Annotated in this window: 14 protein-coding genes and 1 riboswitch; of the genes, 7 read left to right on the forward strand and 7 right to left on the reverse strand. The window is 73.6% G+C overall.

The genetic code is table 11. The features are described from left to right. Window positions 1-48: 48 nt before the first annotated feature. A complete protein-coding gene (locus FNH09_RS17935) occupies window positions 49-681 on the reverse strand; it encodes a response regulator (protein WP_162468744.1) in 633 nt (210 codons plus the stop codon). Beyond that, window positions 681-1,970: a sensor histidine kinase gene (locus FNH09_RS17940; RefSeq protein ID WP_162468738.1), complete on the reverse strand. Its 1,290-nt coding sequence runs from the start codon at window positions 1,968-1,970 to the stop codon at window positions 681-683. Before FNH09_RS17940 ends, FNH09_RS17935 begins: the two co-directional genes overlap by 1 nt. A gap of 169 nt (window positions 1,971-2,139) precedes the next feature. On the opposite strand from FNH09_RS17940, the gene FNH09_RS17945 reads away from it, so the two are divergent. After that, window positions 2,140-2,877 carry an ABC transporter ATP-binding protein gene (locus FNH09_RS17945; protein WP_152889067.1) on the forward strand — a complete coding sequence of 246 codons (738 nt, stop codon included), beginning with the start codon at window positions 2,140-2,142 and terminating at the stop codon, window positions 2,875-2,877. After that, window positions 2,871-5,324 (forward strand): FtsX-like permease family protein, encoded by a 2,454-nt coding sequence (locus tag FNH09_RS17950; protein WP_162468739.1) that lies wholly within the window; start codon window positions 2,871-2,873, stop codon window positions 5,322-5,324. Before FNH09_RS17945 ends, FNH09_RS17950 begins: the two co-directional genes overlap by 7 nt. Window positions 5,325-5,387: 63 nt before the next feature. Here the strand turns inward: FNH09_RS17950 and FNH09_RS17955 are convergent, their stop codons facing one another. Continuing rightward, window positions 5,388-7,664, reverse strand: coding sequence for a tetratricopeptide repeat protein (locus tag FNH09_RS17955; protein ID WP_152889069.1), 2,277 nt, complete (start codon window positions 7,662-7,664; stop codon window positions 5,388-5,390). Between the two features lie 264 nt (window positions 7,665-7,928). On the opposite strand from FNH09_RS17955, the gene rpmG reads away from it, so the two are divergent. Then, on the forward strand, window positions 7,929-8,093 hold the full coding sequence (gene rpmG / locus FNH09_RS17960) for a 50S ribosomal protein L33 (RefSeq protein WP_152889071.1): 165 nt from the start codon (window positions 7,929-7,931) through the stop codon (window positions 8,091-8,093). Between the two features lie 72 nt (window positions 8,094-8,165). Next, complete coding sequence (gene ykgO, locus FNH09_RS17965) at window positions 8,166-8,288, forward strand: type B 50S ribosomal protein L36 (protein WP_152889073.1); 123 nt, start codon at window positions 8,166-8,168, stop codon at window positions 8,286-8,288. 7 nt (window positions 8,289-8,295) lie between these two features. Here the strand turns inward: ykgO and FNH09_RS17970 are convergent, their stop codons facing one another. Together FNH09_RS17970 and FNH09_RS17975 are read right to left on the reverse strand one after the other, a co-directional pair. Then, complete coding sequence (locus FNH09_RS17970) at window positions 8,296-9,012, reverse strand: DUF1275 family protein (RefSeq protein WP_202919689.1); 717 nt, start codon at window positions 9,010-9,012, stop codon at window positions 8,296-8,298. Window positions 9,013-9,228: 216 nt separating this feature from the next. Next, window positions 9,229-10,431, reverse strand: a complete 1,203-nt coding sequence (locus tag FNH09_RS17975) for a cysteine desulfurase-like protein (protein ID WP_152889075.1) — start codon at window positions 10,429-10,431, stop codon at window positions 9,229-9,231. Window positions 10,432-10,720: 289 nt separating this feature from the next. On the opposite strand from FNH09_RS17975, the gene FNH09_RS17980 reads away from it, so the two are divergent. Next, the gene (locus tag FNH09_RS17980; RefSeq protein WP_162468740.1) at window positions 10,721-12,850 is read left to right on the forward strand and encodes a DUF1996 domain-containing protein; all 2,130 of its coding nucleotides are present in this window, start codon (window positions 10,721-10,723) and stop codon (window positions 12,848-12,850) included. 178 nt (window positions 12,851-13,028) lie between these two features. On the opposite strand, the gene FNH09_RS48605 is transcribed toward FNH09_RS17980, so the two are convergent. Beyond that, window positions 13,029-15,026: a C40 family peptidase gene (locus FNH09_RS48605; protein WP_238426750.1), complete on the reverse strand. Its 1,998-nt coding sequence runs from the start codon at window positions 15,024-15,026 to the stop codon at window positions 13,029-13,031. Window positions 15,027-15,034: 8 nt separating this feature from the next. Continuing rightward, window positions 15,035-15,209: riboswitch (cyclic di-AMP (ydaO/yuaA leader) on the reverse strand. 307 nt (window positions 15,210-15,516) lie between these two features. Here FNH09_RS48605 and FNH09_RS17990 point away from each other — a divergent pair. Both FNH09_RS17990 and FNH09_RS17995 read left to right on the forward strand, forming a co-directional pair. Then, window positions 15,517-16,866, forward strand: coding sequence for a transaminase (locus FNH09_RS17990; protein WP_152889077.1), 1,350 nt, complete (start codon window positions 15,517-15,519; stop codon window positions 16,864-16,866). Between the two features lie 54 nt (window positions 16,867-16,920). Then, entirely contained in the window at window positions 16,921-17,361 is a 441-nt protein-coding gene (locus FNH09_RS17995) for an AsnC family transcriptional regulator (protein WP_162468741.1), read from the forward strand. Window positions 17,362-17,389: 28 nt separating this feature from the next. Here FNH09_RS17995 and FNH09_RS18000 read toward each other — a convergent pair whose 3' ends face one another. Then, window positions 17,390-19,156, reverse strand: coding sequence for an NlpC/P60 family protein (locus tag FNH09_RS18000; RefSeq protein WP_152889079.1), 1,767 nt, complete (start codon window positions 19,154-19,156; stop codon window positions 17,390-17,392). Between the last annotated feature and the right edge of the window lie 10 nt (window positions 19,157-19,166).

Raw genomic sequence — 19,166 nt, forward strand, 5'->3', positions numbered from 1 at the left:
GGTGGGGGGCGTGCGTGAGGTGCGCCAGGCCGGGGCCGGGGCACCCGGTCAGGCTCGCAGGAACGCGAGGACCGCCAGTACCCTTCGATGGGTCTCGTCCGTCTGCGGCAGGTCCAGCTTGCCGAGGATGCTGCCGATGTGCTTGCCGACGGCCGCCTCCGACACCACGAGTGCACGCGCGATCGACCCGTTCGACCTGCCCTCCGCGATCAGAGCCAGGACCTCCCGCTCGCGCGGGGTGAGCCGTTGCAGCGGATCCCGGCGGCGGCGCAGCAACTGGCGTACGACCTCGGGGTCGACGACCGTGCCGCCGGCGGCGACCGCGCCCAGGGTGTCCATGAACTCCTCGACCTGGCCGACCCGGTCCTTGAGCAGGTAGCCGACCGCCGTCCCGTCCCCGGAGTCCAGCAGTTCGGCGGCGTACGTCCGCTGCACGTACTGACTGAGGACCAGCACCGGCAGCCCCGGCCGCCGCTCCCGCAGCCGAACGGCGGCGTGCAGCCCCTCGTCCTGGAACCCCGGGGGCATCCGGACGTCGGTCACGACGATGTCCGGGGCGTACTCCTCGACCGCGTCGACCAGCGCCACCGCGTCGCCGACCGCCGCGACCACCTCGTGTCCGCAGCGGTCGAGCAGTCCGACGAGCCCCTCCCGCAGCAACACACTGTCCTCCGCGAGCACTACGCGCAGCGGTCCGTCGGCTCGCAAGGAAACTCCACACACAAGAGGGTCGGTCCGCCCGGTGGACTGGACAGGGAGAGTCTGCCATCGAGCACCGACACCCGGTCCGCCAGTCCGGTCAGCCCGCTGCCGTTCCCGGCGACCGCGCCGCCCCGGCCGTCGTCGCGCACCCGCAGGAACAGGCGTCCGTCCCGGTGCTCCCCGGTCACCTCCGCGCGGTGGGCGCCACTGTGCCTGGCGATGTTGGCGAGGGCCTCGCAGACGACGAAGTACGCGGCGCTCTCGACGGTCCGGGGCAGGCGGGCGGAGAGTTCCAGGCCGACGTCCACGGGCACCGCGGAACGGTCCGCCGCGTCGGCGACCGCCGCCGGGAGGCCGTAGTCCGACAGGACCTTGGGATGGATGCCGCGGACGAGTTCCCTCAGCTCCGCCAGCGCCTCGCCCGCCTGCTGATGGGCCTTGGTCAGTTGGTCGGCGAGCGGCCCCGGCGGTGCGTCCAGGCGGGCCAGCCCCAGCGTCATGGTCAGTGCCACCAGCCGTTGCTGCGCCCCGTCGTGCAGATCGCGCTCGATGCGCCGGCGTTCCGCCTCGAAGGCGTCCACCAGCCGGACGCGGGAGCGCGTCAGCTCCACGACCCGCTCGCCCAGATCGCCCTCGCGCGGCGCGATCAGCAGCCGGGTCAGCTCCGCCCGGCCGCCGGCGACCGCGGCCAGGGCGTAGCCGCCCAGGAGGAGCAGGGCCAGCCCGAGGACGGCGAACCCGAAGGCGGCCGGCCAGCTGGTGACCGTCCAGACCTTGAGCACCTTGGTCTGCCGGCCCTCGCCGACGGTCGCCAGGAGCAGCGGGGTCGCGAGCACCGACAGGGGGACGAGCAGCCCGACCATGAGCACGAGGACGTCGACCGGCCACAGCACGACGGCGAACAGCAGCGCGTAGCCGAGCTCCCGCCAGGTGGCCCGTTCCCGCAGCCGCATGGTCAGCCAGGGCCACAGACCGCCCGCGGCGGGCGCCCGGTGGCGGCCGGTGACCGGGGCGCGGTCGATCAGCCGCAGCCGGTGCCGCTCCGCCCACGCCACCGGAATCCCGGCGAGGGCCACGCAGCCGAGCAGGGGGAGTCCCACGAGTACGGGAGCGAGGGCACAGCCGGCCGCCGTCGTGCTCACGATCCCCGCCAAAGCGACCATCCCGGCCGGTATGCCGGTGAGCAGATAGGCGGCCGACCGCCACGGCCAGGGCGAGAGCAGGAAGCCCGGTCCGGCCATGGCCTGCCATACGTTCCGAGGGCGCATGCGATCACCGTAGAAGCTCCGGCCCGGCCGGTGCCATCGGCCCAGGCGGAGCTCCCGGGGTAGTGCCTGCCCTACCCCAGGTCTCGCCCCTGCCGCACTGCGCGGGCCTGCCGTCACACGGTTTCGTGGGGTCACCGAGCAGCACGGACACCGAGAACGGCGGGGACAGATGAACGAGGACGCCATCCGACTGCACTCCGTCAGCAGGCGGTACGGGGCGGGGGACAGCGAGGTGACGGCGCTCGACCAGGTCTCGCTCGCCGTGCCGCAGGGCACGTTCACCGCCGTCATGGGTCCCTCCGGCTCGGGCAAGTCGACCCTGTTGCAGTGCGCCGCCGGGCTGGACCGCCCCACCTCGGGTTCGGTCGTCGTGGGCGGGACCGACCTGACGAGGTTGTCCGAGACCCGGCTGACCCTACTGCGCCGCGAACGCATCGGGTTCGTGTTCCAGTCGTTCAACCTGCTGCCGTCCCTGACCGCCGAGCAGAACGTGGCGCTGCCCCTGCGGCTCGCCCGCCGCCGCCCGTCCCGGGCCCGGGTGCGGGAGGTGCTCGAACAGGTCGGCCTGGGGGACCGGGCGCGGCACCGGCCGACCGAGCTGTCCGGCGGCCAGCAACAGCGTGTCGCCCTGGCCCGGGCCCTGATCACCCGCCCCGAGGTGCTCTTCGGCGACGAGCCGACCGGCGCCCTCGACACGCACACCGGCCGTGAGGTGCTGAACCTGCTGCGCGCCATGGTCGACGCCGAGGGTCGCACGGTCGTCATGGTCACGCACGACCCGGTCGCCGCCTCGTACGCCGACCGCGTCGTCTTCCTCGTCGACGGACGGATCGAGAGCGACCTGGCCGGGGCGCGCGCCGACGACATCGCCACCCGTATGACGAAGCTGGAGGCCGCACCGTGCTGACCGTCGCCCTGTGCACCCTGCGGAGCCGCTGGGTCACCTTCGTCGGCAGCTTCGTCGCCCTCGCGCTCGGCGTCGCGCTGACCACCGTGATGGGGCTGGCCCTCGCCTCGACGCTGCACGCGCCCGACCGTGCCCCGCAGCGGTTCGCCGCCGCGCCCGTCGTGGTGAAGGGGTCGGACACGCTGCGGGTGTCCACCCCGCACGGCGACCGGGTGCGCAGGCTCGACCGGCCGCGCGCCCTGCCCGCCGCCGTCCTCGTACGGCTGCGGCGGCTCGGCACCGTCGTCGAGGACCGGTCGTTCGCCGTACGGGCCCGGGGCGGACCCGGCGACCTGGTGGGCCATCCCTGGTCCACCGCCGTCTTCGCCCCGTACGAGCTCGACGCCGGACGCGCGCCCACCGCGGACGACGAGGTCGTCGTCGGTGGCGCCTGGGCCCGGCCCGGCGAGCGCGTACGGACCGATCGCGGCACCGTGCGCGTGGTCGGCACCGTCGCCGGACACGGCTTCGAGAACGCCGTGTTCTACACCGACCGGCGCGCGGCCCGGATGTGCCCGACCAGCACCCAGGCGGTGGTGGACGTCGAGGCGTCGGCCGTGCGCACCGCGGTGGGCGGCACCGGTGCCCAGGTACTCACGGGCGACGCGCGCCGCTTGGCCGACGCCGACCCCGACCGGGACGGCGAGGCCCTCACCGCGACGAACGCCCTGTTCGGCACCGCCGGCGGGGTGACCGCCTTCGTGTCGGTGTTCGTGGTGGCGTCCACCTTCGCGTTCTCGGTCGCCCAACGGCGTCGCGAGTTCGGGCTGCTGCGCACGGCCGGGGCGACCCCGTGGCAGATCCGCCGGACGGTCTTTCTGGAGGCCCTCCTGGTCAGTGTGCTCGCCTCTGCCGCCGGCTGTCTGCTCGGCGGTCACGAGGCCCCCCGGCTGGCCGCCCGGGTGGTCGACGCGGGCCTGGCCCCGGACTGGTTCACCCTGGGCGACGCCGACTGGCCGTACGGCGCGGCCTTCGCGACCGGTCTGTTCGTCGCGCTGTCCGGCGTGACGGCCGCGTCCTGGCGCGCGGGCCGCACCGGTCCCGCCCAGGCGCTGCGCGAGGCCTCCGTCGACACCCGGACGATGACCTGGGGCCGATGGGCGTCCGGCGCGGCCCTGCTGCTGACCGCCGCGGTGACCTGCGCCGTCGCCCTGCTCACCGACCCGGCCGACCTGTTGCACCGCAAGACCTACGTGAGCCGGCCGATGCTGCTGATCAGCGCGGTGGCGCTGCTCGCCCCGGCCGTGGTGCGCCCGCTGACCCGGCTGCTCGCCTGGCTCCCGGCCCGGCTGCCCGGCGCGGGCGGCATGCTCGTACGGGAGAACGCCGCCGCGGGCGTGCGCCGTACCGCCGCGATCGCCGCACCGGTCCTGGTGACGGTCGCCCTCACCGGTTCGCTCCTCGGGGCCACCGCCACCCTGGACCGGGCGAAGGCCGCCGAGATCGGGGAGCGCACGACCGCCGCCTTCGTCGTCGTCCCCGCGAGCGACGCGGGTTTCGACGCGACGACGCTGCGCAGGCTGCGCGGGGTGTCCGGGGCCGAGGTGTCCGCGACCTCCGCGAGCGCCGTGCACGTCCTGGAGGACGGTGTGTCGCTCAGAAGGGACGAGGCCCGCGCCGCCGACCCCCAGCTGCTGGCCGCCACCACCGAACTGCCGGTCGTGGCCGGGAGCGTGCGCGCCCTCGACGACGACTCGATCGTCGTCGACGAGGAGTGGGAACGGCACACCGTGGGGCAGCGGGTGCGGATCTGGCTCGGTGACGGCACGCCCAGGACCCTGCGGATCGTCGCGGTGCTGCGGCAGGGCACGGGCGGCGACGGCGTCTACGTCACCCCGCGCAACGCCCCGGGCGCGAGCGTCGACCGGGTCGACGTCGCCCTCGCGGACGGCGCCGACCCGGCCGCCGTGGCCGAAGGGCTGCGGACGGCGGTGCGCTCCTCGGACGGTCGGGTCCTCACCGGGTCGCAATGGGTGCGGGCGAGCCTCCCGAGGACCGACCGGACGACCCGGACCGGCCTCCTGCTGGTCCTCGGCATCGCCCTGCTCTACACCGGCGTCTCGCTGGCCAACACGATGGTCATGGCGACCTCCGATCGGGTCCGCGAGCTGGCCGTGCTGAGGCTCGCCGGAGCGACCCGGTGGCAGGTGCTGCGCCTGGTGGCGGCCGAGTCGCTGCTGGTCGTCGCGGTCGGCGCCGTGCTGGGACTGCTGGTCGCGGGCGTCGACCTGGCGGGCATGTGGGGCGCCCTGCGCGTGCTGTCGGTGCGGGCCACGGTCGAGCTTCCCTGGACGGCCCTCGGCCGGGCCGTCGGCGCGTGCGCGGCGCTCGCCGTGGTCGCGTCCGTCACCCCCGCCTGGATCGCGCTGCGCCGGGCGGCGGTGGGCCCTACGGGGGTCCGGCAGTGAGGCCGCGCGGCGCCGAGTCCGTCGGGTGGTGACGGTCTTCGGGTGGTGACGATCGCGCGGGGTTCACTCGTGGTGTCCGTAGATCTCCGCCGTGATCCCGGCGCGGGCGCAGGCCTCGGCCGCGCGCTCGCGGGCCGTTGCCGCTTCGTCGTGCAAGCCCGCGGTCCGCAGGGCGAGAGCGAGGTTGTTCCAGGTCTGCCCGGTGGCGTACCAGTTGTCGTACTTCTCGCGGATGCGTACGGAGCCCCGTAGCGCGGTGAGGGCTTCGGCGGTCCGGCCGGATCGGTGCAAGGCGCAGCCGAGACTGTTGAGCGAGTCGCCGTACAGCACGTGGTCGGTGGTCCGGTGCAGGGCGCAGGCCTGCTCGAAGGCGGCGGCGGCCTCCGGGTGGCGGTCGGCGGCCGCCAGCGCGAGCCCGCAGTTGTGCCAGGCCCTGCCCTCGTGGGACGCGTACCCGGTGGCGCGGAAGCGGTCGCGGGCCCGCAGGTGATTGGCGAGGGACTGCTCGACACGGCCCGATCTGCGCTGTGCGAGGCCGAGGTTGTTCCACGCCCTGCCCTCGCCGGCCGCGTCCTCGATCAGGTGATACAGGCGGGCGGCGCGGTCGAGCGGTTCGAGCGCCTCGTCGGGGCGTTGCGCACGCAGCAGCGCGCCGCCCAGGTTGTTGCAGACGGTCGCCTCCGCCGACCGGTCCCGCAGCCGGTGCGCGATGTCCCGGGCGGTGCGGCTGACGGTGACCCAGTCCTCGAAGTAGCGGCGCCAGCGCAGATACTCGGCCAGGTGCAGGGCGATGCCGACGCAGAAGTCCGCGTCGTCCTCCGTGGGCCACTGAGGGGCGGCGACGAGGTTCGCCCGCTCGGTGTCGAACCAGGCCAGCGCGGCGGCCTGGTCGGCGAGCGTCCGGGGCAGCGGGTCGTGGGTACGGACCTGGAGGCGCCGGTCCGCGTCGGCGGCCAGGGCGTGGAAGTGACGCCGGGTGCGGGCCCGTGACTCCCGTCCGGCCGCGGCGAGCCGGGGGTCGCCGGCGGCGCGGGCGGCCGCGTAGTCGCGGACCAGGTCGTGGATGCGCCAGCGTTCCGGCAGGTCGTCCGCGAGCCGTTCCCCGGTGACGAGGTGGGCGGACGCCAGGTCGTCGAGCACGTCCAGCACCGCCGACTCGTCGAGCCCGGTGACGACCGCCGCCGTGTCGGTGCCGTAGTCCACGCAGGGGACCTGGGCCAGCAGACAAAGCGCCCGTGCCCGGTCCGGTGCCAGGCGCCGTAAGGAGACCTCGAAGACCGGCGCCAGGGCCAGCGTCCTGCCGTACTGGTCGACGCCCCGGCTGGAGAGGGCGTCGGTACGGTCGGCGCAGGTGCGCAACTCCTCGACGAGCGAGGCGACCGGGCGCCGCGGCCGACGGCGGCGCAGCAGGGCGGCGGCGATCTGGAGGGCGAGCGGCAGATGACCGCACAGACCGGTCAGTTCGTCCACGGACGAGGCCTCGCGCAGCGGCCGGTCGTCGTCCGGGTCGCGCAGCCGCAGCGCCCTGGCGACCAGCGCGGCGGAGTCGCCGGGGCTCATCGGTTCCAGGGGGAGTTCGCGGGCGGGCAGCGAGTCGTGCGACTCGCGGGACGTGAACAGGACCCGGTGCAGGTCGCTGCCCGGCAGCAGGGGCAGGAGCTGGGAGGGGTCGCACACATTGTCCAGGAGCAGCAGCACCCGCTCCCCGCGGTCGGCGAGCCCGGCCAGCCGGCTGCGGTACACATTGCGGTACAGCGTGTACTGGTCGATCTCGTCGGCGGGCAGCTGGATGCCTCCGACGCCGAGGGCGTGCAGCAGCGAGGTGACGGCGTGCGCGGGTGTCACGGGGGTGTCGTCGTAGCCGGCGAGGTCGAGGAAGAGGGTGCCGCCGGTGAACCAGCCCCGCTTGCGCGCGAGGTGCGCGGCGCGCAGCGCGAGCGCCGTCTTGCCGATGCCGCCCAGCCCGGTCACGGCCCACATGACCGGCGGGTCGGCGGGCGCCGACGCGTCGGGCGGACGCAGTCCGTCGAGCAGCACGGCGAGCTCCGCCTCCCGGCCCGCGAACCCCGCAGGGGCGGCCGGTAGGGCGGACAGCGCGCTGGGCACGGGAGGGGAGCAGCCGTTCACGATCACCTTGCCGGCCACGGGACCGTGGAACGTGCCGGACCGGAAGTCGATGTGCTGCGGCTCGGATCCCCGGTCCTGCCCGCGCACTTGTTCGGGGCCTGGTCCGCGGTCCTGCCCCGGGTCACCGACGAGGTCACGGACGGGGCCGGGTGCCGGGGCGTGGCTGTGGCCGGGTGCCGGGTCCGGAGGGCGGTCCCCGTCTCGTGTCTCCACCCGTCCTCCTGTGTGCACCCGCACCTTCCACCCGCGCCCGCCACCCCGATGAGCCGGGTCCGGCAGGCGCGCTCGGGAGCGATTCACGGTAGGGCATCACCGGACGCCCCCGGTGCGGAATCGGGCGATTCGCCTACGAAGTCCCGGCGCGCCGCACGTCCGGGGCGGGAACGTGCCGGGAATGCCCCGGCAGGGTCCGCTGTTGTAGGCCTCGTGACTGGCATGCACCGATCAGTGGGTGCGATGCCGGTGAGAGGAGAGCCCATGGCCCGCAACGAGGTCCGTCCCGTCGTGACGCTGAAGTCGACGGCCGGGACCGGAGTGACCTACGTGACGCGCAAGAACCGCCGCAACGATCCCGACCGGCTGGTCCTGCGCAAGTACGACCCGGTGGCGGGGGCGCACGTCCCCTTCCGCGAGGAGCGATGACCACGGTCTTCGCTCCGGCGCGCCGCTGACCGCGGCCACCGACGCCCGACCGAACCGAAGGAGAACGCAGCCATGAAGGTGCGTACGTCGTTGCGCGCGCTCAAGTCCAAGCCGGGGGCGCAGGTCGTCCGGCGACGGGGCGTGACGTTCGTCGTCAACAAGAAGAACCCCCGTTTCAAGGCCCGCCAGGGCTGACCCGGTCTCACCTCCGGGTGTTCGTGGGGGCCGCCGCCGCGGTCCGCCTGCGGGCCATGCGTTCGTCGTGCACGAACAGCGCCAGGCCGCAGGTCAGCACGGCGGCGGCGGCCCACACCGCGCGCACGCCCACGGCCACCGTGAGGGCCGCGCCGCCGAGCGCGCCGGCCAGGAACGCCAGGATGACGGCCGTGAACTGCGCGGCCCGGCGCGCCGCTTCCCTGTCTCCGGTGACGAGCGCCTCGTACGCGCTCTGCGTCGCGGTACGGAGGTTCCCCGTCGTCATCGTGCTGTTGTAGGCGGTGTCCACGAGCTTGCGGAACGCGGTGATCTGCACGGACGCGGTGAACGAGATCAGTACGACGACCAGCGCGTCCGGAGCGCCGGCGGGCAGCAGTCCGACGCCCGCCAGCACCACGATCTCCAGCAACAGCGCCGCCACCGGGGGCCACCGCACGACGCCGGCCAGCCGCGGACGCTTGAGCGTCTCCGCCGTCACGACACCCGCGACGAACGCCAGGATCGGCGGAACGTGGCGCCACGCCTGCACCCACTGCCCGTGGGCCGCCTCGATGCCGAGCAGCACCACGTTCCCCGTCTGCGCGTTGGCGAAGACACCGTCCAGGCTCACGAAGGTGTAGGCGTCGAGCGCCCCGCCGACCATCGCCAGGAGCACACCCAGTCGCACCGACTGCGACGTCGGCAGCGGTTCCGGGACGCTCACCTTCCACCTCCGGCGGCCGGCTGCGCAGCGGCCTTCGCGTTCTACGCTCTCACCCACCCCGTGCCGCCACGGCGCACGACACGAGCGCCGGGCGTACGGCGTGAGCGGGTGGCGTACGGCACTAGCGCTGGGCGTACGGCGTGAGCGGGTGGCGTACGACAGAAGCGCCGGGCGTACGGCGCGGGCGGGTGGCGTACGGTCCCCGCTGCGGCCCGCTCAGGCGCGGAGCGCGCCCAGGGCCGTGAGCAGCCGGTCGACGTCGTTCTCGTCGGAGTACGGCGCCAGGCCGACCCGCACCGCCCCTTCACTGCCCAGCCCGAGGCGCACCGAGGCCTCCAGCGCGTAGAAGGAGCCGGCCGGGGCGTCGACGCCGTGGTCCGCGAGATGGCGCGAGACGTCCGCCGACCGGTGGCCGGCCACGGAGAACAGCAGGGTCGGGGTGCGGTGCGCGGCGCGGGAGTACACCGTCACACCGCCGAGCTCCGCAAGGCCGCGCTCGATCCGGGCCCGCAGGGCGTCCTCGTGGGCCTCGACGGCGGTGAAGGCGGCGCGCAGGCGCTCCCGCCGGGTGCCCTGCGCACCGGGCGCCAGGTCGGCGAGCAGGTCCACCGCGGCCCGGGCTCCCGCCAGCAACTCGTAGGGCAGCGTGCCCAGTTCGAAGCGCTCCGGCACCGCGTCCGAGGACGGCAGCAGCTTGTCGGGCCGCAGTGTCTCCAGCAGTTCGGGCCGGCTCACCAGCACACCCAGGTGCGGTCCGAGGAACTTGTACGGGGAGCACACCAGGGTGTCCGCGCCGAGCTCGGCGAGGTCCACGGTCGCGTGGGCCGCGAAGTGCACCGCGTCCACGTGCAGGAGCGCCCCGGCGTCGTGTGCCAGCCGGGCCACGGCGGGGAGGTCGGGCCGGGTGCCGATCAGGTTGGACGCGGCGGTCACGGCGACCAGCCGGGTGCGCGACGACAGCACCGCCTCGATGTGCTCGGGTCGCAGTTCGCCCGTGGCCGGGTCGAAGTCCGCCTCCCGGACCCGCGCGCCCACCGCCTCCGCCGCCTGGATCCAGGGGCGGATGTTGGAGTCGTGGTCGAGCCGGGTGACGACCACCTCGTCGCCCGGGTTCCAGGTCTTGGCGAGGGTACGGGCCAGGTCGTAGGTGAGCTGGGTGGCGCTGCGGCCGAAGACGACCCCGCGCGCCGGGACGCCGGTCAGGTCGGCCAGCGCGGCGCGGGCGGCACCGACGACCGCCTCCGCGTTGCGCTCGCCCTCCGTGGTCTGCCCCCGATTGGCCAGGGGCGCGGTCAGTGTCTCCACCATGGCGTCGATGACGGGCTGTGGCGTCTGGGTACCGCCGGGAGCGTCGAATCGGGCGGATCCGGACTTCAGGGCGGGGATCCGGGCGCGGAGCGCTGCGACGTCGAAGGCCATGCCAACTCCCTGGGACAAGGGGGTGAGTGCGTGCATCCCGCCCGTATGGGACGGTTACCGCACATGATCGCAGTTCGGGTGCCTCGCCTCGGGGCCGGGTCCGCCTCACGCGCCGCCTGGGCGCTTCCAGGATGTGAGACCCGCTATCAGGTACTCCCTGTGACGACGTCGGTACGCGATAAGAAAACGCTGTGAATTCCTGAGGCGTCTGAACGCACCAGGGCCCGGCTCCGTATGGGACGAGGGGTTTCCATACCCGGAGCCTGGTCACGACGCGTAGGAGTTTTCCGTGGGACGCAACACGCGCAGACGCCCAACAGGCGCACGACGCGCGACCTTTGCCGCAGCCGCTCTGATCCTGGGCGGCGGAGGACTGGTCGTGGCGAACGTGTACGCCTCCGCGTCCGAGAGCGGTCAGGGCGGCGACACGCAGCAGTCGGGCGGGGCGTGGGGTCCCGGCACGATCGACTGCCCCGACGTCGGCGACAAGTTGACGGACGTCCCCGACGCGGCTCGCGCGGACGTCGACAAGGAACTCGCGCTGCTCGACCAGCAGATCGCCGAGGCCTACAAGAAGCTCCAGGAGTCGGCGCAGGCCGTCCAGGACGACAGCGGCTTCGCCGACAGCGAGATCATGAACCCGCTGAAGGAGACGCGGACCGCGACGATCGAGCGCATCGCGGTCGCCATCGACCAGGCCGGGGACCGCCCGGAGGGGCTGGAGGCGCTGGCCGCCTGCACGCTGCGCCAGCAGACGCAGGATCCGGGTCAGAGCCAGGACCCGAGCCAGGACCCGAGCCAGGGTCAGCAGAACCAGGGGCAGAACCAGGGCCAGGGTCAGGGTCAGACCGGAAACGGCGGGCAGGCCGGAAACGGCCCGGTCGCCGCCGACTACGCGGACATCAACTCGGTCCAGCCCAACGCGCAGAGCCCCGCGCTCCAGGCGGACGCCTCCCGAGGCACCTTCGCCACCAGCTGCGGCGTGAACGCCAACGGTCTGTTCAACTCCGACAACGTCATCGTCGCCCCGGGTGTCAGCAACGGCGCCCACCACTTCCACGACTACGTCGGCAACCAGTCCAACACCGGGTTCGCCAGCGACAACGACCTGGCGAACGCCCAGACCAGCTGCCAGGACCAGGGCGACAAGTCGTCGTACTTCTGGCCCGTGCTGCGCCTCCAGAACGGCACCCAGGAGCGGGACGCCGGATCGCCCGGCGGCGGCACCGAGGGCAACGCCGGTCAGATCGTCACGCCCAAGCAGGTGACGATGACGTTCGTGGGCAACCCCCGCAGCAAGGTCACCGCCATGCCGCGACTGCTGCGCATCATCACCGGCGACGCCAAGGCGTTCGTCAACGGCCCCGCCAACGCCAACGCGTCCTGGAGCTGCACGGGCCTGGAGGACCGGCAGTTGAAGGACAAGTACCCGCTCTGCCCGAGCGGCAGCGACGTCGTGCGCACGTTCAAGTTCCAGAGCTGCTGGGACGGTCGGAACATCGACAGCGCCAACCACCGTACGCACGTGGCGTTCGCCGCCGCCGACGGCTCCTGCCCGAGCGGTTTCCAGGCCATCCCGCAGCTGGTGCAGCGCATCGTGTACGACGTGGACGCGCCGAGCCTCCAGGACGGTGGCCGCACGACCCCGCTGTTCGCGGTGGACTCCTTCCCCGAGAACCTGCACAAGCCGATCACGGACCACGGCGACTTCATCAACGTCTTCGACGAGAAGCTGATGAACGAGATGGTCGACTGCATCAACGGCGGCCGGCAGTGCGGCGTGGGCGCCGCGCCGGGCAACGGCGGCGGCGACAACGGAGCCGGTAACGGCGGCGGCAACGGCACGGGCAACGGCGGCGGCAACGGCGGCGGCAACGGCGACCAGGGCCAGCAGACGCAGACCCCCGAGCCCCCGAAGGACGGGAACGGCGCGCAGGGCCAGACCGGAGGCAACACCGGTAACGGAGGCAACGCGGGCAACGGTGGCAACGGTGGCAACGGAGGCCAGGCGACCACGGAGCCGCCCGCCGCCACGGCCACCGCCACCCGTCCCGGCAACGCCCAGCCCAAGCCCTACTCCTCCCCCTCGGCGACCAACCGCCCGAAGGACGATTCGGGACAGCAGGGTTCGGGCGGCAACGGCTCCGGACTGGTCACCACCGCCCCCGAGGCCGACGACACGGCAGCCGCCGGATCCGGCACGGCGGCCGGTGCCGAGCAGACCCAGGCCGCGGACGACGGCGGGCAGGCGACCTCCGCCGCGCAGCCGGCTCCCCAGACCGTGCCGCAGACCGAACCGCAGGCGGTCCAGGGCGGTCTCGCCGAGACCGGCGCGCAGCTGTGGCCCGCGGCGCTCGGCGGTGTGCTCGCGGTCGCCGGTGTCGTTCTGCTGATCCGCACCAGGCGACGCCCCGTGTGACGTCGCTCGGGTGAGACCCCACGGCGCGGCGCCCGGACCGGTACCCACGGTCCGGGCGCCGCGCCGTTTCCTGCCGTCGTACCGTGTCGCCCCGCAATGTGAACTGCCCGGACGGAATGATCCGTCCGGGCAGTTCGCGGGTCAGCTTCGGGTGGGTCCTCGGTGGGTGCTCCGAGGGTCAGGCGGGCCGTGCGGCGCTGTGGATCGCCGCCTGCCCGGCGAAGAAGATCGACTCCTCGCGGATCAGGGCCCCCGGCCCCGGAGCGTGGATCATCGTGCCGGGTCCGGCGCAGACACCGACGTGGCTGGTGTCGCCGTGGAAGAAGATGAGATCGCCGGGCTGGAGGTCGGTGAGCGGGATCGCCGAGACCGCGCGGGCCTGGTCGGCTGCCGCGCGGGGGAGCGCGACCCCGGCGGCCCGCCAGGCGGCCTGGGTGAGGCTGGCGCAGTCGTACGACTCGGGGCCGGTCGCGCCCCACAGGCACGGCCTGCCGATCTGGGCACGCGCGAACTCGAGGGCCTTCGCGGCCTTGCCGCCGTACCCCGCCGCTTCCGGCACGCCGACCGCGGCGGGCGCGGCAGCCATGGCGGGCATGGCGGGCATGGCGGGCATGGCGGGTACCGCGGGCGCGGCGGGCATGGCGGGTGCGGCCGCCATCGCAGGCATGACAGGCATGGCGGGTGCTGTGGGCATGGCGGGCATGGCAGGCATGGCGGGCATCGCAGGCATGGCGAACTGGCCGGTGTCCATCGGGGCGAACTGGCCCGTGTCGAAGGGGGCGCCGGGGTAGACGGCGCCCGCGGGAGCGCTCGGGTAGCCGGGGCTCGCCGGGGCACTCGGGTACGCGGCGGTCATGGGGTCGCTCGGGTAGGCCGTATCGGCGGGGGCACCCGGGTAGCCGACGTTCCCGACAACGCCGGCGGTGGGAGGCGCCGCGGGAGCGCCCGGGTAGGCAGGGCCGGCCGGGGCGCTCGGATAGGCAGGGTCCGTGGGAGCGCCGGCGTAGGCAGGGCTCGCGGGGGCGCTCGGGTAACCGGGGGTCATCGGGGTGCTCGGGTAGGCCGCCATGTTCGGGACGGCGCTGAACTGCCCGGTGTCCGCGGGAGGGTTGGTGAGACCGACGTCGACGGGAAGGCTGAACTGCCCCGTGTCGACCGGGGTGTTCGGGTAGGCGGCGACGCTCGGGATGGCGCTGAACTGCCCGGTGTCGGCCGGCGGGTTCGTGACGGCGACATCGAGGGGAAGGCTGAACTGCCCGGTGTCGATGGGAGTGTTCGGGTATCCCGCGACACTGGGTACGGTGCCGAACTGCCCGGTGGCGCCGGGAGCGCTCAGGTAGGCGGCGCCCCCGGCGAGCGGGTCGGGGCCGGGCGACGGCTGGCTGAGCCATCCGGTGCCCTCGCCGAACAGCGGATCCTGCTCCGGGACCGGCCAGCGTGGCGCGGCCGCCGGCGCGCTCTCCGGGGCCGGCGGGGCGCCGCGCAGGGCGACCTGCCGGGTCAGCAGTCTTCGGGCCTGGGTGAGCTTCTCCTGGTTCTGCCCCTTGGCCGACCGCCGCGCGGTCTGCCGTGCGGCGGCGTCGGCCACGGGCGTCGCCGCGGGCGCGGGCGCTGGTACGACCGCGGGTACAGGTACAGGTACGGGCGCTGGCGCGGCCGCGGTCGGTCCCGCCGGGAGCGCGGAGGGGGCGGGCAGCGCCGGGAAGGCGTCCCGTCGGCTCTCCGGCGCGGCCGGGAGTGCGGCCACGGGCCCGGCGGTGAGCTCCGGGACGCGTCGGGCGGGCGCCTCCAGTTCGGGGCGGGGGGCCGGAATGGCGGCCGGGAGCTCCGGCACGGGCGCCGGTGCGGGGCGGCCCGCGGCCGGCGGGGCGGGCATCCGGTCGGCGGGCAGCACGGCCGCTACGGTCGGGCCTATCTTGGAGCGCGCGTCGTCGAACCACTTCCGGGCGACGGCGTCGAGGGCGGGGTCGGACGGCTTGCGCTGGGCGGGACGCGCAGAGCGGCCGGTCCTGCGGTCGCTGCCTGACATCGCGCGGGTGGCGTTGTAGGTCCCCGAGTCGGTCTCCGCGCGGTCGTAGAGGGTGTTGATCCGCTGCCGGATCTCCTCGCCGCTGACCGCGTCCGACATACCGGGGAGGCCGAGACCTTCGGGGCGCTTGTCGCGTCCTGGCGCCATCGGCGACGTACTCCTTCCGTGCTCCGCCTACCGAGTTAGCTGTCGGGTTCGGGCGGAGGTTCCGGAAGGCGTGCCCTACGGCCCTTGCCCCGCAGGACGGTTGGGCCGATTCACCCCAGAGGATCGGTTGGGTCCCCGGCTCCGGCGGCCGCAGTGGTGCACCGGACTCGGCGGAGGCAGCGCGGCCCGGCGGGATTCGCCGGAGGAACCGAGCGGCCTGGCGCCAACTTAGCTAATTTGTGCGGCTCGTGTGAAGGTTGAAGTGCGGTATGTCCGATACGTAATTGTGACCTTCATTTCCCTCCGTGGTTCCCGGGGTCGGAGGCGGGAGGGGTGCGAGCGGGGCGACTGTCGCTCCCAGCCCCGTCGGCACGGCAGGCACGCGTGAATCGATCGTCACGGCAATTGATTCAATTGTCGAAGCTTGAGTTTGCGTACGATTCGGTCGTACTCTCTGTGCATTCATCCGCCATCGCTCTGCGAGGTAGTCATGGACCGCACCCGCCTTCAGCACCTCCTGGCCCGCGAGAGCGCCGAGGCCGACCGCCGCAACCCCCGCTCGAAGGCCGCCTACGCGCGCTCGGAGCACCTTTTCGGCCGAGTTCCGATGACCTGGATGAACAAGACCGCCGGCGCCTTCCCGCGCTATCTGGACACCGCGCGCGGCGCCAGGGTGACCGACATCGACGGGCACGAGTACATCGACTTCTGCCTCGGTGACACGGGCGCGATGGCCGGCCACTCCCCGGCGGTGGTGGCCGAAGCCGTCCGGCACCGGTTCGCCGAACTGGGCGGGGCGACCGCGATGCTGCCCACCGAGGACGCCGAATGGGTCGGCGCGGAGCTGACCCGTCGCTTCGGGCTCACCCGGTGGAGCTTCTCGCTGACGGCGACGGACGCCAACCGCTGGGCCATCCGGCTGGCCCGCGCCGTCACCGGGCGCTCCAAGATCCTCGTGAACGGCTACAGCTACCACGGCAGCGTCGACGAGTCGCTCATCGTCGTCGGACCCGACGGCCTGGGCGCCGCCCGGCCCGGGAACGTCGGTGCGCCCTGCGACGTCACACTGACCAGCCGGGTCGCCGAGTTCAACGACCTGGAGCGGCTGGAGCGCGAACTCGCCCACGGCGACGTGGCCGCCGTCCTGATGGAGCCCGCGCTGACCAACATCGGCATCGTGCTCCCCGAACCCGGCTACCTGGCCGGGGTACGCGCCCTGACCCGGCAGTACGGCACCCTCCTCATCAACGACGAGACGCACACCTTCTCCGCCGGTCCGGGCGGCTGCACTGCGGCCTGGGACCTGGAGCCGGACGTCCTGACCATCGGCAAGGCGATCGGCGGCGGCATCCCCGCGGGCGCCTACGGACTCTCCGCCGACCTGGCCGACCGGCTGCTGTCCCGCGCCGATCTCGACCTGGTGGACATGGGCGGCGTCGGCGGCACCCTCGCGGGCAACGCGCTGTCCGTCGCGGCGATGCGCGCCACCCTGGAACACGTCCTCACCGACGACGCCTTCACCCACATGTCGAAACTGTCCGAGCGTTTCGAGGCGGGGGTGCGCGCGGGCATCGCCGCCCACGGCCTGCCCTGGTCGGTCAGCCGCCTCGGGGCGCGCACCGAGTACCGCTTCGCCGACCCCGCCCCGCGTACCGGCGCCGAGTCCGCGGCGGTCGGCGACACCGAGCTGGAGGACTTCCTCCACCTCTATCTCGCCAACCGCGGCATCCTGCTGACCCCGTTCCACAACATGGCGCTCATGTGCCCCGACACCACGGAACAGGACGTGGACACCCACACCGGGCTGTTCGCCGCCGCCCTCGCCGAACTCGTCGGCTGACGTACGCCGATAGGGTGGGCGCGAGCCACCGGGCAGGAAAGGGAACCAGCGGACGTGGACGAGATCGACCGGGCCATCCTGCGGGAACTCCAGACCGACGGGCGTATCGCGTACGCCGACCTCGGCCCCAAGGTCGGCCTGTCCGCCTCCGCCGCCCGGCAGCGGCTGCAACGCCTGCTGGACTCCCGGGCCGTCCAGGTCGTCGGTGTGACCGATCCGATGGCCATGGGCGGCCAGGCCATGGCACTGCTCGGCATCGGGGTGGACGGCGACCCGCGCGGGGTCGCGGACACGCTCGCGGAACGCCCGGAGGTGGTCTACTCCGTACTCACCTCGGGCGGGTTCGACCTGTTCGCCGAGGTGGTCACGCCCGGCCCGAAGGACCTCCTGGACTTCGTCAACGACGTCGTCAGACCGATCGACGGAGTCCGGCAGGTGCAGTCCTTCCCGTACTTCGGGATCCACACCCACCGGTTCCTGTGGGACGTCGGCTGACCGACCGCCGCGCGGTCGTCCGCCTAGCTCAGATACGACGCACGGTGTGCAGCTTCGTGGCGTACGTGCCCGTGCCGTCGAGCAGTGACGCCCCGCCCAGGTCGGACATGGTGGGCCCGCCGACCGTCTTGCGGCTGGAGAGGAAACGGCGCTTTCCGGCCGCGTCCTTGCCGAGGTAGATCCCGACGTGGTCGACGGTCACGGGGCCCGAGGGGGCGTCGTCGCCCGAGTCGGCGTTGAACAGCACCAGGTCGCCGGGCTGGAGCAGGGCCGCGGCGGGCGGACTGGTGCCGTCGGTGCGGTCGACCATCACCCCGGGCGCGTAGTCGGCGATGTCCCGCGACTTGCGCGGGATCCGCTGTCCCGAGGTGTCCGCGCCGGCGGCCAGCGGAACGCCCAGGTGGTAGCCGTAGACCATCCGCGTGTAGCCCGAGCAGTCGAGGTTGCCCACCTGCTTGCTGGACGGCTTGACGTAGGTGCCGTCCGGGAAGGTCCAGCCCGTGTTCATGTACTCGTGGAAGTCGGCGCCTTCGAGGCGGTAGCCCTGCGGGTCCAGGTAGCCGTACCCGGCCTCGCCCAGCACTTGCCTGCCCTGGGCCGGTCCGGCCCCGGCCGTGACCGCGGGCGCGCCGCCGAGGAACATCGCGGCGTGGGCCAGGACGTCGGGAGCGCAGGAACCGGCCCAGCCGCCGATCGTCTGCTCCAACTGCGTCGTCCAGGTGCCGTCGAACGGCTCCGGCAGCACCCGCACCCAGTCCCCGTGGGTGACGGTCGGCGGCGTCTCCCAGTTCGCGGCGTCCACCTCGTAGCGGCTGACGGACAGGGTGACCGGCAGGTTCGTACAGCCGGTGTTGGCCAGGGCGCGCAGGCCCACCCGGCCCTTGCCGAAGGTGGAGTCGACGACGTCGGCGGACCACGCGGCCGGCTCGGCCGAGGCCGAACGCCATGCCTTGGCCCGGATCCGGGTGCCCTCCCGGCGCACCCAGATCGTCCAGTCGGTCCCCGCGGGCACGCCCGTGCCGAGGGTGACGGCGGTGACCAGCTGGGTCACCGTGTCGTCGACCTCCTTCTCGACGCGCAGCTCGACCGCGCCCGAGGTCAGGAAGGACAGCCGGGCCCGGTAGTTGTTGTGGGTGGTCTGGTAGCCGAACGTCAGACCGGCGGAACAGGCCTGGCCGGTGGGCACCTTGTCGAACCGGACCGTGCAGCGGACGTCGACGTCGGTGATCTCCTCGTCGTGCAGGCTGGCGTGCCGGCTGGCGCCGTCGGTGGTGAGGCTGATGAGGCCGCTGCCCGGCACCACCGCGTAGTCGGTGTCCACCGGTCCCAGCGTGTACCAGCTGCCGCCGCCGGGCGACGTGCCCCAGTACTTGCGGTTCGCCGGGTCCAGCGACAGATCGGGCAGGGTGCGCTGGAAGTCGTCCGCGAAGGGCCGCTTGTTCTCCGCGAACGTGCGCTGCGGGCCGGGCAGGACGACCGTCCGCGCGCCCTGGGTGAGCAGCGCGACCCGCCTGCCGCCGGAGGTGACCTCGGTGCGGGCAGGAGTGCCCGCGAGCACCGTCGTGGTGAGCGGGGCGGTGAGCGTCGCCGCGGTGAAGTAGGAGGCGTCCAGCGGGGCGAGGGTCACCGAGGAGCGGGCCGAGGACAGCCCGGCCGGACCCGCGAACGGCTCGACGTCCGCGAGGGTGCCGCTGCCTGCGGCCCGTGCCGGGGCCGCGACCGCTCCGGCGAGCGGTACGGAGGCGGCGGAGGCCGCGAGGACGGCGAGGAGTCTTCGTCGAGAGGTGTGAGACATGGGGATCATG

Source organism: Streptomyces adustus, from assembly GCF_009377175.1.
Classification (GTDB): domain Bacteria; phylum Actinomycetota; class Actinomycetes; order Streptomycetales; family Streptomycetaceae; genus Streptomyces; species Streptomyces adustus.

Coding starts and splice junctions, on each gene's coding strand:
- FNH09_RS17940 (WP_162468738.1), bottom strand. CDS start 1,970: ATGCGCCCTCGGAACGTATGGCAGGCCATGGCCGGACCGGGCTTCCTG.
- FNH09_RS17945 (WP_152889067.1), top strand. CDS start 2,140: ATGAACGAGGACGCCATCCGACTGCACTCCGTCAGCAGGCGGTACGGG.
- rpmG (WP_152889071.1), top strand. CDS start 7,929: ATGGCCCGCAACGAGGTCCGTCCCGTCGTGACGCTGAAGTCGACGGCC.
- ykgO (WP_152889073.1), top strand. CDS start 8,166: ATGAAGGTGCGTACGTCGTTGCGCGCGCTCAAGTCCAAGCCGGGGGCG.
- FNH09_RS17975 (WP_152889075.1), bottom strand. CDS start 10,431: ATGGCCTTCGACGTCGCAGCGCTCCGCGCCCGGATCCCCGCCCTGAAG.
- FNH09_RS48605 (WP_238426750.1), bottom strand. CDS start 15,026: ATGGCGCCAGGACGCGACAAGCGCCCCGAAGGTCTCGGCCTCCCCGGT.
- FNH09_RS17990 (WP_152889077.1), top strand. CDS start 15,517: ATGGACCGCACCCGCCTTCAGCACCTCCTGGCCCGCGAGAGCGCCGAG.
- FNH09_RS18000 (WP_152889079.1), bottom strand. CDS start 19,156: ATGTCTCACACCTCTCGACGAAGACTCCTCGCCGTCCTCGCGGCCTCC.